Annotated in this window: 10 protein-coding genes and 9 tRNA genes; 2 read left to right on the top strand and 17 right to left on the bottom strand. The window is 48.2% G+C overall.

All coding sequences use genetic code 11. The features are described from left to right. The first annotated feature begins 19 nt into the window (after positions 1-19). Positions 20-211, top strand: a complete 192-nt coding sequence (locus tag I3X05_RS15340) for a DUF2065 domain-containing protein (RefSeq protein WP_045569677.1) — start codon at positions 20-22, stop codon at positions 209-211. Between the two features lie 47 nt (positions 212-258). Here I3X05_RS15340 and hflC read toward each other — a convergent pair whose 3' ends face one another. The 8 genes from hflC to tsaE form a co-directional block, all read right to left on the bottom strand. Beyond that, positions 259-1,239: a protease modulator HflC gene (gene hflC / locus I3X05_RS15345; protein ID WP_045569676.1), complete on the bottom strand. Its 981-nt coding sequence runs from the start codon at positions 1,237-1,239 to the stop codon at positions 259-261. Between the two features lie 2 nt (positions 1,240-1,241). After that, complete coding sequence (hflK, locus tag I3X05_RS15350) at positions 1,242-2,441, bottom strand: FtsH protease activity modulator HflK (protein WP_045569675.1); 1,200 nt, start codon at positions 2,439-2,441, stop codon at positions 1,242-1,244. 45 nt (positions 2,442-2,486) lie between these two features. Beyond that, positions 2,487-3,776: a ribosome rescue GTPase HflX gene (hflX, locus tag I3X05_RS15355; RefSeq protein WP_045569674.1), complete on the bottom strand. Its 1,290-nt coding sequence runs from the start codon at positions 3,774-3,776 to the stop codon at positions 2,487-2,489. Between the two features lie 41 nt (positions 3,777-3,817). Then, positions 3,818-4,081 carry an RNA chaperone Hfq gene (hfq, locus tag I3X05_RS15360; RefSeq protein ID WP_039431220.1) on the bottom strand — a complete coding sequence of 88 codons (264 nt, stop codon included), beginning with the start codon at positions 4,079-4,081 and terminating at the stop codon, positions 3,818-3,820. Between the two features lie 191 nt (positions 4,082-4,272). Next, entirely contained in the window at positions 4,273-5,205 is a 933-nt protein-coding gene (gene miaA, locus I3X05_RS15365; RefSeq protein WP_045569673.1) for a tRNA (adenosine(37)-N6)-dimethylallyltransferase MiaA, read from the bottom strand. After that, positions 5,202-7,181, bottom strand: a complete 1,980-nt coding sequence (gene mutL / locus I3X05_RS15370) for a DNA mismatch repair endonuclease MutL (RefSeq protein WP_045569672.1) — start codon at positions 7,179-7,181, stop codon at positions 5,202-5,204. Before mutL ends, miaA begins: the two co-directional genes overlap by 4 nt. 8 nt (positions 7,182-7,189) lie before the next feature. Next, entirely contained in the window at positions 7,190-8,881 is a 1,692-nt protein-coding gene (locus I3X05_RS15375; RefSeq protein WP_319024121.1) for an N-acetylmuramoyl-L-alanine amidase, read from the bottom strand. A gap of 11 nt (positions 8,882-8,892) precedes the next feature. After that, positions 8,893-9,357, bottom strand: a complete 465-nt coding sequence (gene tsaE / locus I3X05_RS15380; protein ID WP_039436869.1) for a tRNA (adenosine(37)-N6)-threonylcarbamoyltransferase complex ATPase subunit type 1 TsaE — start codon at positions 9,355-9,357, stop codon at positions 8,893-8,895. A 192-nt stretch (positions 9,358-9,549) separates the two neighbouring features. Between tsaE and queG the strand changes: the two genes are divergently transcribed. Next, positions 9,550-10,671 carry a tRNA epoxyqueuosine(34) reductase QueG gene (gene queG / locus I3X05_RS15385; RefSeq protein WP_045569670.1) on the top strand — a complete coding sequence of 374 codons (1,122 nt, stop codon included), beginning with the start codon at positions 9,550-9,552 and terminating at the stop codon, positions 10,669-10,671. A gap of 522 nt (positions 10,672-11,193) precedes the next feature. Here queG and I3X05_RS15390 read toward each other — a convergent pair. The 9 genes from I3X05_RS15390 to I3X05_RS15430 all read right to left on the bottom strand — a co-directional run bounded on the left by I3X05_RS15390 (position 11,194) and on the right by I3X05_RS15430 (position 12,751). Then, positions 11,194-11,270 (bottom strand) — tRNA-Met (locus tag I3X05_RS15390). Between the two features lie 42 nt (positions 11,271-11,312). Further along, positions 11,313-11,408: transfer RNA gene (locus I3X05_RS15395), tRNA-OTHER, on the bottom strand. A gap of 115 nt (positions 11,409-11,523) precedes the next feature. Then, positions 11,524-11,600: transfer RNA gene (locus tag I3X05_RS15400), tRNA-Met, on the bottom strand. Positions 11,601-11,776: 176 nt separating this feature from the next. Continuing rightward, positions 11,777-11,852: transfer RNA gene (locus I3X05_RS15405), tRNA-Gly, on the bottom strand. Between the two features lie 239 nt (positions 11,853-12,091). Further along, positions 12,092-12,152, bottom strand: a tRNA-OTHER gene (locus I3X05_RS15410). Positions 12,153-12,186: 34 nt separating this feature from the next. Next, a tRNA-Met gene (locus I3X05_RS15415) sits at positions 12,187-12,263 on the bottom strand. A gap of 176 nt (positions 12,264-12,439) precedes the next feature. Then, positions 12,440-12,515: transfer RNA gene (locus tag I3X05_RS15420), tRNA-Gly, on the bottom strand. A 33-nt stretch (positions 12,516-12,548) separates the two neighbouring features. Continuing rightward, positions 12,549-12,640, bottom strand: a tRNA-Val gene (locus I3X05_RS15425). A gap of 35 nt (positions 12,641-12,675) precedes the next feature. Continuing rightward, positions 12,676-12,751, bottom strand: a tRNA-Gly gene (locus tag I3X05_RS15430). Positions 12,752-12,822 lie beyond the last annotated feature (71 nt).

Raw genomic sequence — 12,822 nt, forward strand, 5'->3', positions numbered from 1 at the left:
TTAGATGGGTATTTATTCTATGGCAGATTCACTTTGGATCGCATTGGGGCTTGTTTTGATTGTTGAAGGGCTGGGACCTTTGCTCGCACCTCGAGGATGGCGCAGCATGGTGGCACAGCTCAGTGAACAACCCGACCATCAGTTGCGCCGTATTGGCGGTTGCCTAGTGGTTGCAGGGGCTGTGATTGCTTACATGATGAGTCACGGATAAAAAAAGGCTCCAACAACGGGAGCCTTTCGATTTGTGCGGTTTAGCGCTTACTTAGCTTCAACGCCTTTACCACTGTTCATATACTGGAAGAAATCACTCTTCGGATCCAAAACCAGAATATCGTTCTTGGAGCTAAAGGATTTCTCATAGGCTCTTAGAGAGCGTAAGAAACTGAAGAACTCAGGATCTTTGTTGTACGCTTCAGAGTAGATCTTCGCCGCTTTAGCATCAGCATCACCGCGAGTTACGCGAGCCGTTTTATCCGCTTCCGCTAAGATAGTCGCCACTTCAAGTTCAGCTTGAGCGCGAATGACTTCGGCTTTTTCACGACCTTGAGAGCGGTGTTTACGAGCTACTGACTCACGTTCAGCACGCATACGACGATAGATAGACTCACTGATCTCATCTGGGAGGTTGATTTTCTTAATACGGAAATCAACCACTCTCACGCCTAAATCTTTCAGTGCGCCTTTACGCGTATCTTCCAACACATTTTCCATCACTTGGTCACGCTGACCATCGATTTCCAATGCTTGTTTCGCAGCCTCAGTCGTGACGACTTCGTCATCAGCACTTTCCGGCAAGACATCTTTATTACGTGGGCCCGAAACAATTTGTTTGATTTCACGAGAACCGATTTCAGAACGAAGAATGTCTGTCACTTTACGCTCTAACAGTGCTTGTGCCGTCAATGCATTGCCACCACCCGTTGCCAAGTAGTATTGACCAAAGTCTTCAATACGCCATTTGACATAGGTATCGATGATCACATCTTTTTTCTCTGAAGTCACGAAACGGTCAGAGCGGCCATCCATTGTTTGGATGCGCGCATCTAACGTTCTTACTCGATCAAACAGTGGCATTTTAAAATGCAAACCCGGTTCGTAGATTCGAGCAATTTCATTGTTATCTTTCAGAATACGACCGAAACGGACAACAATACCGCGCTCACCTTCAGGGATAACAAACAAGGACATAAGTAGTGACGCAAGGGCAATCACCAACACAGGGATCATTAATTTACGCATGATTAGTATCTCCCTTGACGTGAGCCAGTGTTGCGCGACTGCGTACTCTGCACATCATCACTGTTACTCTGAGACTCTAGTTGAATCTGGTCGTACGCCGCCGAAGACGGATCTTTACGCTTACTCTCTGCTTGACCACTTTGGCTGGTCAGCTTATCAATCGGCAGATAGAGCAGATTGCCACTCGATTGCGAATCAATCAGCACTTTCGATGTGTTTGAGTACACTTCTTCCATCGTATCAAGGTAGAGACGATCACGGGTAACCGCTGGAGCCGCTTGGTACTCAGGGAGCAGTTTTTCAAACTGTGCCACTTGACCCAATGCTTCGTTAACCGTGCGTTCGGTATAACCTTGCGCTTCTTTCTTCAAACGTTCTGCTCGGCCTGTTGCTTTAGGCAGAATTTCGTTCTTATACGCTTCAGACTCACGAATGAAACGCTCTTCATCTTCTCGCGCCGCAATCGCATCATCGAACGCATCTTTCACTTGCTCTGGCGGACGAGCCGACTGGAAGTTGACATCGACAATCATTAAGCCCATATCATAGCTATCAATGATTTGATTCAAGGTCGTTTGGGTACTTTGGCGAATTTGCTGACGGCCACTGGTTAAGATGCTGTCCATCAAAGAATCACCAACCACGGCACGTAACGCTGAGTCGGTTGCTTGGCGTAAGCTATCGTCAGCATTAGTCACACGATACAAGTACTTGTATGGATCAGACACGCGATATTGTACATCCATGCCGACAGTGACCACGTTTTCATCTTTGGTCAACATCAAACCCGATGCACGCAGTGAGCGAATCGCTTGTACGTTAACGGCAGTCACTTCATCAACAAAGCGAGGACGCCAGTTCAAACCTGGATCAACGATACGATCATACTTACCTAAGCGCAGCACGACGCCACGCTCAGCTTCACCAATCGTATAGAAACCAGAAAAGAACCACACTGCAACAGCGATTGCAGCAATGACTCCAAAGCCAATTGCGCTACCACCAGAGAATGAAGGGCCTTTGCCTCCTTTGTTGCCAAACTTGCCACCCAGCTTTTGACTTAGCTTGTTAAACACTTCATCCAAATCCGGCGGCCCTTGGTCTCGGCCCCCCGGACGCTGGCCACCGCGATTATTGTTACCCCAAGGGTCATTATCGCGGCCATTATTGCCGTTGTTATTTCCAGGCTCATTCCACGCCATTAGAAAGCTCCATCATTTGATATGACGTTATACTGTAGCAGTCCTTTAAGTAACGATAAAGTCACGCAAAACTGCCCCTTCTTTTTTTTCAAGTCTAGACCAATCTACTTGCTGCATTCGAATATCGATCAACAAGTTACCATCTTGGTCGTATCCTTCCTGCTGAATACACTTCATTTGGAAAAATATACTGCGAAGTCTTCCTTGATGCTGTGGAGGGATTCGCAACTGATATTCGATGATCTGGGACGCTAACCGTTCGGTGAGCGCCGCGAACAACAAGTCGATGCCCTTTCCTTCCATTGCTGAGACCCAAACAACACGAGGAACACCTTCATCATCACGCTCGATACGTGGATGCTGATCTTCCATGTTGTCGATCTTGTTCATCACGACCAAAGTCGGGATTTCATGTGCATCAATTTCCGTCAACACATCGTGAACAGCTTGAATATTCTCACGAAAACGCTCATCACTGGCATCAACAACATGTAACAAAATGTCAGCTTCTTGCGTCTCTTGCAAGGTGGCTTTAAATGCAGCCACTAAATCATGTGGCAGATGTCGAATAAAGCCAACGGTGTCAGCCAAAATTGCAGGGCCAACATCCATCAAGTCGATTTTACGCAGCGTAGGATCCAACGTGGCAAACAGTTGATCCGCGGCATAAACACCGGCTTCGGTAATGCGGTTAAATAGGGTAGATTTACCCGCGTTGGTGTACCCGACCAATGAAAGGGTGGGTATTTCGGCGCGATTTCGAGCACGACGCCCCTGTTCACGTTGCTTCGATACCTTTTCTAGGCGGCGAAGAATCGCTTTGATCCGCTCACGCAATAAACGGCGGTCTGTTTCTAGCTGGGTTTCACCCGGTCCTCGCAGACCAATACCACCTTTTTGTCTTTCCAGATGCGTCCAACCACGAATTAAGCGAGTAGATATATGTCTCAGTTGAGCCAGTTCGACTTGAAGTTTACCTTCATGGGTTCGTGCTCGTTGAGCGAAGATATCAAGAATTAGGCCTGTGCGATCGATAACACGACACTGGCATAGTCTTTCGAGGTTGCGTTCCTGGGCAGGAGAGAGGGCGTGATTAAAAACCACAATTTCAGCACCAGTCATTTGCACTGCCTGTGCAATCTCCTGAGCCTTGCCCTCTCCGACGTAGTATTTCGGGTGCGGGGAACGTCGACTGCCCGTAATCACTTGCAGTGTCGTTACCCCAGCAGAGGAGACTAGCATTTCGCATTCTGCCAAGTCTTCCCACTCACCTTCTTGCGTGAAGTTGATATGAACAAGTACGGCTCGCTCACCGGATTCATAACGGTCAAACAAGCAATCAACTCCTTAATGTAGTAACACGATCGACGAAAAGATTAATCTTCAGATTTATCTTGTGGACGATCCGATGGGCTACGCTCACCGCTGTGGTGGCTTACTGGACGTGCCGGTACAACGGTAGAGATAGCGTGCTTGTAAACCATTTGGTTAACGGTGTTTTTTAGTAGGATGACAAACTGATCAAATGATTCAATCTGACCTTGTAGTTTGATGCCGTTTACCAAATAGATAGACACTGGAATACGCTCACGACGGAGTGCATTTAGAAATGGGTCTTGTAGAGATTGCCCCTTAGCCATTTTATTTTCCTTATTTAATTTGTAGTTGTAATTATTTAGCTAGTGGTGCACTGCAAAAGAGACTGCCTTTGCATCTGAGCTAAACGAACAAAATAACACTCTAGTTATTAGCCAGTTGTCACTAACGTCGCCAATAACGATCCTTCAGTGAGTGTATTCACGCAAAAACGATCACATTATACACAGCTATCTCAATCAGATGCTATGGCTTCTGAAAGAGTTTCTAATGACTGTTCAATGTCCTCGCTATCTAACCAAGTTAGGCTATCCCAGCTGCGCAGCCAGGTAATCTGTCGCTTGGCCAATTGACGGGTGGCGCAGATGCCGCGATAAATCGCTTCGGCTAGAGTGCCATTCCCGTCTAAATAGTCCCACATCTGCCGATAACCGACACATCGAATAGAAGGAAGATCCGGATGAAGATCCTCGCGTGCGTGCAAGGTTTTCATCTCTTGTTCAAATCCCGCTTCCATCATTTTGTCGAAGCGCAGCTCAATACGACGATGAAGTTCTGCCCTATCCTTAGGAGCTATTGCAAACTGTTTGACTCGAAACGGCAGGCTTTCGCCTTTGGTTTGCGTCAACTCAGTAAGAGTTTTACCTGAAATGCGAAAAACTTCCAATGCCCTAGATAATCTTTGTGGATCATTGGGATGAATTCTCGCCGCCGACACAGGATCGATCTCTTTGAGTTCATCGTGCAATACTGACCAACCTTTAGTCAATGCCTCTTGCTCAATTTGCTGACGTATTTCAGGGTTTGCGGCAGGTAATGGTGATAAACCTTCTAATAACGCCTTAAAATACAACATAGTACCGCCGACCAATAGCGGTATTTTCCCCTGCGCAGCAATCTCGTGCATCGCTTGCAACGCATCTCGGCGAAAATCCGCCGCGGAATAAGATTGCGCCGGATCCAAGATATCGATCAATCGATGCGGCGCTAACTGCTGCTCCCGCTCGTCCGGCTTCGCCGTGCCAATATCCATACCTTTATAGATCAGCGCGGAGTCCACACTGATGATCTCAACTGGATATTTCTGACGTAGGCGGATGGCCAGTTCCGTTTTTCCCGATGCGGTAGGCCCCATTAAAAACAAGGCCAAAGGTAATCTGTCTGTCATGGTTTCAGTTTTGCTATCGTCGCTGAGAAATCGATCTCTGTGAGCAATTTGCCATCTTGCAATGGAAGTAGACCCTGCCAGAGCTGTTCGAGTTCCGAAATAATTTGAATTGCTTCAGAAAGAGTATAGTGACTTTTCACTTTGGTGATGCGCAGAGCGAGCCAATGGGCTAGCGACGAAGCACAACCTTCATTCCTAGCTTCCTGAGCAAATGAAGCTGCGTAAGATAGCAGATCTGGGATCAGAAGTTGTAGGTTTTGTTGCCGAAGCGGCGCAGGGACACCCATCACGAGCAAGGCTCTGTCATTGCGTGGTTTAAACTGAAGGCCAAAACGAGCAAAAGTTTGCTCTAGCTGCGCAGAGGCTGACATCTGCTCTGAGGTCAATTTGAGTGACAGCGGCACCAGCAAGGGTTGAGATTTTAATGCTTGTGCAGTGGTATTGAGCTGACCTAGGCAGCGATAATACTCTGCCCTAGCCAGAGACAGTAGAAAACTACCTGATTTGCTGCCCATCAGCACGTAGACTTGCTCTACAATCGCGACAGCCTTACCCAGCTCACTCGGCGCATGAGATGTCTGCGTTTGCAAAGACTCAACGCGCGTCATTGTCTCTGGAGGAGAAGGCACATCCGGCGTCTGCAATAGATCTTGGTAAGCTTTGACTTGCTGTTTAGAGGGCGTCTCTATGGGATGATATTCTGAGTTACCACGCCCCGATGAGGATGGACGAGATTCTTGCCAAGCCTGACGCGCTGGCGCTTTTTCGCCACGAGTGGGAGGCACAAAAGCTTCGGCAACGCCCGAGGCGGCTTCACTGTCACGCGCCACTTGCTTGCGAGGATAAGCAGGCGACTTATCTATCGCTTGATAAACCGACTCTGGTACTGCATCAACCGCTTCATCGGCCGCGGATTCATTTTCTGGCTCGGCGGGATGATGAAACGCGGAAGCACTTATCTGCGGCGCTTCAATCACGTCACTTTGTGCCAAAGCACTGGCCAGCGCTTGGTAGATGAAGTCATGCACTAAGCGCGCTTGGTGAAAGCGCACTTCATGTTTGGCTGGATGAACATTGACATCGACCTGATGAGGATCCAGTTCAATAAACAGCACATAGGCGGCGAACTGTTCCGGTTTTAAACTGTTTTCGTAGCTCTGACGGATCGCATGGTTAATGAGCTTATCGCGCATCATCCGTCCATTCACATAACAATACTGCAAATCACTTTGCTGGCGCGCGCCCTCTGGCGTGGTGATCCAACCATGAAGTTTTAACCCTTGATGCTCCAGTTCAATCGCCAACATATGGCGAACAAACGCGTTGCCACAAACTGAAGCCAAGCGCTTTTCTGCTTGGCTGGGCGTTTTCGCCGCTCGATACTGCCGAACCACCTTGCCATTGTGACGCAGTGTGATGCTGACATCGAAACGGCTGAGTGCAATACGTTTGAGAAGTTCATCAATATGGGCAAATTCGGTTTTTTCCGTGCGCAGGAATTTGCGCCGCGCAGGGGTGTTAAAAAACAGGTCTAACACTTCAACCGTTGTGCCGATCGGGTGAGCGGTCGGTTGCAGATTTACCTGCATGTCACGCCCTTCCGTATACGCACTCCAAGCTTGCTCTTGGGTTGCCGGACGAGACGTGAGCGTAAGACGTGAGACAGAGCTGATACTCGCCAGCGCTTCACCGCGAAAACCAAGGCTCATGATCGCTTCTAAATCATCTAAAGTATGAATTTTCGATGTCGCATGACGGCTGAGCGCCAGACCCAGTTCGTCTTTGCAAATACCCGAACCGTTATCACGAATTCGAATCAGCTTAGCGCCGCCTTTCTCGATATCGATATCAATGCGAGTCGCCCCGGAGTCGAGGCTATTTTCCACTAACTCTTTCACCACCGAAGCGGGCCTTTCGACCACTTCCCCGGCAGCAATTTGGTTGGCGAGCCTAGCGGGTAATATTTTGATTGCCATACGCCCGCCTACTTGTTGGGAATAATCAATATCTGCCCAACCGCGAGTTCGTCGGCACGCAGATTATTGGCCGAGCGGATACTGGCAACGCTGACATCATACTTGGCCGCGATTTTGCTCAGATACTCGCCGCGCACCACTTTGTGTTTGCGGATCGGCTTGTCTTTTAAACTGACGGTGATTTTTAGCTTCTGCCCAACCCATAAGGTATCGGACTTAAGATTGTTTTCCTTCCGAATATCATCGACACCCACCTTATAGTGCTCGGCAATCTTGCCTAAATACTCACCACGGCCGACAGTATGGGTAATGCGCTCCGTTTCCACTGTATTTGGCTTTTCCGGAATGATCGCCGCGGTCGGCGCGCCATTATCAATGCGTAGCGTCTGCCCAATCGCCAAAGTGGAACTTTTCAGTTTATTGTCCCGCATAATCGCTTGCGTCGTTGTGCCATATTGTTTGGCAATCAGCGACAGCGATTCGCCGCGCTTCACCGTGTGCCAAATCGGTTTCGCATTGGCAGAGAAAACCGTTCCTTCCGGTGGGTTATCTTGCAAGTATTTAATCACCGCTTTAGCAATGGCTTTCGCGAGCTTGTCTTGGTGAGCACGTTGGAACAGCAGTTTCTCTTCGGTCGGATTGGAGATAAATCCCGTTTCGACCAGCACCGATGGGATTTGTGGTGAACGTAGCACCGCTAGGCTGGTATTGATCGGATTTTCGTTGTGCAGCTTTGCTACCTTGCCCATTTCGCCGAGGATCTCAGTAGCAAGCTTGTAACCCTCTTTCTGCGAATGGCTAAATTGCAGATCCAGCAAGGTTTGGTTAACGTTTTTGTCGTTGACGTTCGCAAATGCAGTGCCTGCCCCGCCCAAAATCTCCGACTGTTTCTCGTGGTTTTCGACCCAACGAGCAATCTCAGTATTGGCGCGACGTGTATTGAGAACGAATACCGACCCACCCCGAGGTTGTGGCGAGGTAAACGCATCGGCGTGAATCGAGATAAGGAAGTGAGCCTCGTTTTCGCGCGCAATCGCAACGCGACGGTTTAAATTGACAAAATAGTCGCCAGAGCGAGTGAGCTGGGTTTTGATTCCCGGCACGACGTCGAGCTCTGCCGCGATCTTTTTTGAGATACTTAAAGTGGCATTTTTTTCGTATCGACGTGTTGGGCCAATAGAGCCGGGATCTTCACCGCCGTGTCCCGGATCAATCACAATCAGAATATCTTCCGCTCGATGGACAGATTGAATGTCTTTACTGACGCTGGGTGTCGGTGAGGCCGATGCGTTCGCTGTGCGCTCTTTGTGCGGTAAATCGATCACCAAACGGTGACCATAACCGCCGCCAGGGGTCGGTGCCAACTTAAACAGTTCTGCCTGAGAACGCTTTTTCAGTTCAAACACCAGTCGGTAAGTGCCCGATTCTGGGGGCGAACTTTTACGGATTTTGCTCAATACCGGGCTGTCTGCCACCGTGACTGGCAGTTTTGCGCCCAAACTCGTCTTCTTTAAATCAACCACCAAACGGTCTGGCTTTGTGAGGGAGAAATAACTGAAATCCGCCTCATCCGCCAAATCGATCACCACGCGGGTTTCATCCGGAGAAGGCCAAACCCTGACACTTTGCAGAACGTTAGCAAAAGCCCACGCTGGCAGAAGAAGACAAACCGCTGACAGCCATATCGCAGCGGTTTTGATGCACTTTAAACTCAACTTAACTCCAATTTACTGAGCAGCTCAATGCCATACGGGTTGTTTGCTGTTAGTTGTGCGATGCGAGCTTCACCTTGATAGCGAATATCGATATCTAAATCCGGCTCGGGCAGCAACCCCGCGCCTTTTTCTGGCCATTCGACCAAGCAGACGGCATCGGCGGTAAAGTAGTCGCGAATCCCCATAAACTCCAGCTCTTCAGGATCAGCCAAACGATATAGATCGAAGTGGTACACCTGCCAGTTGGCTAACTGATAGGGTTCAACTAAGGTGTAGGTTGGGCTTTTAACATTGCCCTCATGGCCCAAAGCACGAACAAAACCACGACTGAATGTGGTTTTTCCTGCACCCAAGTCCCCATGCAAATAAATGGTGGTTTGTTGGGAGCAAAGATTGGCAAGCTGTGCGCCAAGATTAATGGTGGCCTGCTCATCTTTAAGTTCGAACTGCTTTACGTGCATGATCATCGGTCTCTGAATCTGGGAACTGACTATATAAAAATCAAAAGAACAGGAATAGTAAACTGTGTCTGTTTTGAGAGACAAGCGCCTAAATGTCATTTCGTGGAAAAATCCTCCGAGATCGCTCACTAAGCTAGAACCTTGGCCGAAGATCCAGTAAGATCCGCGTCCGTTTTTCTTCAGGCAACTCGCATGGACTACCAGCAACTCGCGCAACAGATCAAAATTTGGGGAGCCGAACTCGGTTTTCAAAAAGTCGGGATCTGCGATGTTGATCTGCGTGAACACGAGGCCGAGCTGCAAAAGTGGCTAGATGCAGGCTATCACGGCAGCATGGATTGGATGGCCAGACACGGCATGATGCGTGCTCGCCCCGACGAGTTGCTCCCCGGAACCATCCGAGTGATCAGCGTGCGCATCAACTATCTTCCTCCACAAGCGCAGTTTGCTGCAAATCTGGCTGACAAAACTCAAGCCTACATCAGCCGCTACGCCCTGGGCCGTGACTATCATAAGCTAGTTAGAAAGCAGCTCAGTGAACTCGGCAAACGTATTGAAAATGCGGTCGGTGCCTTCGGTTATCGGCCTTTTGTCGATTCAGCCCCCATTTTGGAGCGACCTTTGGCGCAAAAAGCCGGACTTGGCTGGACTGGAAAACATTCACTGATCTTAGATAAAGAAGCTGGCTCTTGGTTTTTCCTCGGCGAACTGCTGATCGATTTGCCTTTACCTGTCGACGAACCAAGTGACGATGACTGTGGGAAATGTAAAGCGTGTATCACCTCGTGCCCAACCCAAGCCATCGTCGACGACAAAATCGTCGATGCCAGACGCTGTATCTCCTACCTGACCATAGAGTTTTCTGGGGTCATTCCTGAGGAATTTCGCAAAGCAATGGGCAACCGAATTTACGGCTGTGACGATTGTCAGTTAGTTTGCCCTTGGAATCGTGAAGCGGAACTCACCGAGCAGAGCGACTTCCATCGCCGTGACTCGCTACGTCAAGCTGACCTTGTGAATTTGTTTCTATGGGATGAGCCCACCTTTCTGAAAAAGATGGAAGGTTCGGCGATCCGTCGCATTGGTCACTTGCAGTGGCTGAGAAACTTGGCGATAGCCATGGGGAACGCCCCTTATTCACTGAAAATTGTGCAAGCATTACAAGAACGCAAGGGACAAAATGAACTACTGGATGTTCACATCGATTGGGCTCTAGCAGAACAACTGAACCAATCGGCCGATCACTCTACTATCGATATCAAAAACCAAAGGCTAATCCGTATCGTTGAAAAAGGTCTGCCTAGGGACGCATGAGGCGTGGGCAGAGCACAGAAACACAGTGCAATATTTGACCTCCCTCTCAATTTTCCAAAATGTGGAAAAAATCCAGGAGCAACGCATTCTACAGCCTTCTCGGAAAAGTTAAGCACATATCCAATCAATGACTAGGATCAAAAAAAGATGCCATTATGATCCAAATATAACGCATGAATGACTAACCATCACAATAAAAAACAATAAAAAACATATAGTTAACAGAATTAGCCACTAACAGCTTATTAAAGGGGAGAGCAAAGATCCTTTTTTCAGAAGAAAGTCAACTACTGCAGAACATGTTATCAACTAAGTTATCCACAATATAATTTCTGTGGATAAGTCTGTTAGCGAAATAGGGAAATGCCCAGTTTTCTTGAGAAAGCTAGGCTAAATAAGTGACTCAAAAACAAGAGGCAACAAAAAAATATCCGAAAGCGTTTTCCGGATATTTATTTCATTCTTTGGGGTTCATGCTTCTCAGCATTACTAAAGAGCGATGGCTTATAAGCCAGAAGAAATTGGTTGCGGGGGCCGGATTTGAACCGACGACCTTCGGGTTATGAGCCCGACGAGCTACCAAGCTGCTCCACCCCGCGTCCGTATTGTGTCACTGTTAAGCACAGTGAGAGCTTTGAATGTGGTTGCGGGAGCTGGATTTGAACCAACGACCTTCGGGCACGATAAGAGCTACACCCGACGAGCGTGACCTCAACCTGCTCCATCCTAGTGTCGCATTTCATCGTTAAGTACGATAACAATTAACATCTGGAGCGACACACGAGGTTCACTGTTAAGGTTGCGCTCTACCAACTGACAGTGTCGCAATGATTAAATGCGGAGCTTTGAATGTGGTTGCGGGAGCTGGATTTGAACCAACGACCTTCGGGTTATGAGCCCGACGAGCTACCAAGCTGCTCCATCCCGCGTCCGATATTACCGTTAAGCACGATAAGAGCTATACCATTTTACTTAAGAGAAAATGGAGCGACACACGAGGTTCACTTCTTTAAAACAAAAAGGCGTGACCTCAACCTTGGCAAGGTTTGCTCATCAACTGAGTTAGTGTCGCATTTCATCGTTAAGCACGATGACAAATTCAATTTGGAGCGACACACGAGGTTCGAACTCGTGACCTCAACCTTGGCAAGGTTGCGCTCTACCAACTGAGCTAGTGTCGCAATGATTAAATGCCGGAGCACTTAATACAGAATGTGGTTGCGGGAGCTGGATTTGAACCAACGACCTTCTGGCTGCTCCAGTCCGATATTACCGTTAAGCACGATAAGAGCTATACCATTTTACTTAAGAGAAAATCGAGGTTCACTTTAAAACAAAAGGCGTGACCTCAACCTTGGCAAGGTTTGCTCATCAACTGAGTTTGCGCATTTCATCGTTAAGCACGATGACAAATTCAATTTGGAGCGACACACGAGGTTCGAACTCGTGACCTAGTGCTCTACCAACTGAGCTAGTGTCGCAATGATTAAATGCCGGAGCACTTAATACAGAATGTGGTTGCGGGAGCTGGATTTGAACCAACGACCTTCGGGTTATGAGCCCGACGAGCTACCAAGCTGCTCCATCCCGCGTCCGATATTACCGTTAAGCACGATAAGAACTATACCATTTTACTTAAGAGAAAATGGAGCGGCACACGAGGTTCACTTCTTTAAAACAAAAAGGCGTGACCTCAACCTTGGCAAGGTTTGCTCATCAACTGAGTTAGTGTCGCATTTCACCGTTAAGTACGATGACAAATTCAATTTGGAGCGACACACGAGGTTCGAACTCGTGACCTCAACCTTGGCAAGGTTGCGCTCTACCAACTGAGCTAGTGTCGCATTTCATCGTTAAGTACGATGACAACTTCAATTTGGAGCGACACACGAGGTTCCCTTCTTTAAAAACAAAAAGGCGTGACCTCAACCTTGTCAAGGTTGCGCTCTACCAACTGAGCTAGTGTCGCATTTCACCGTTAAGTACGATGACAACTATAAATTCTGGAGCGACACACGAGGTTCGAACTCGTGACCTCAACCTTGGCAAGGTTGCGCTCTACCAACTGAGCTAGTGTCGCATTCACAACGTTTTCCGCTGTTCAGGGCTGCGAATTATAAGAGCATTTCTAAGTGATGCAAGTCCTTTAGT

The organism is Vibrio navarrensis (assembly GCF_015767675.1).
Taxonomy (GTDB): Bacteria; Pseudomonadota; Gammaproteobacteria; order Enterobacterales; family Vibrionaceae; genus Vibrio.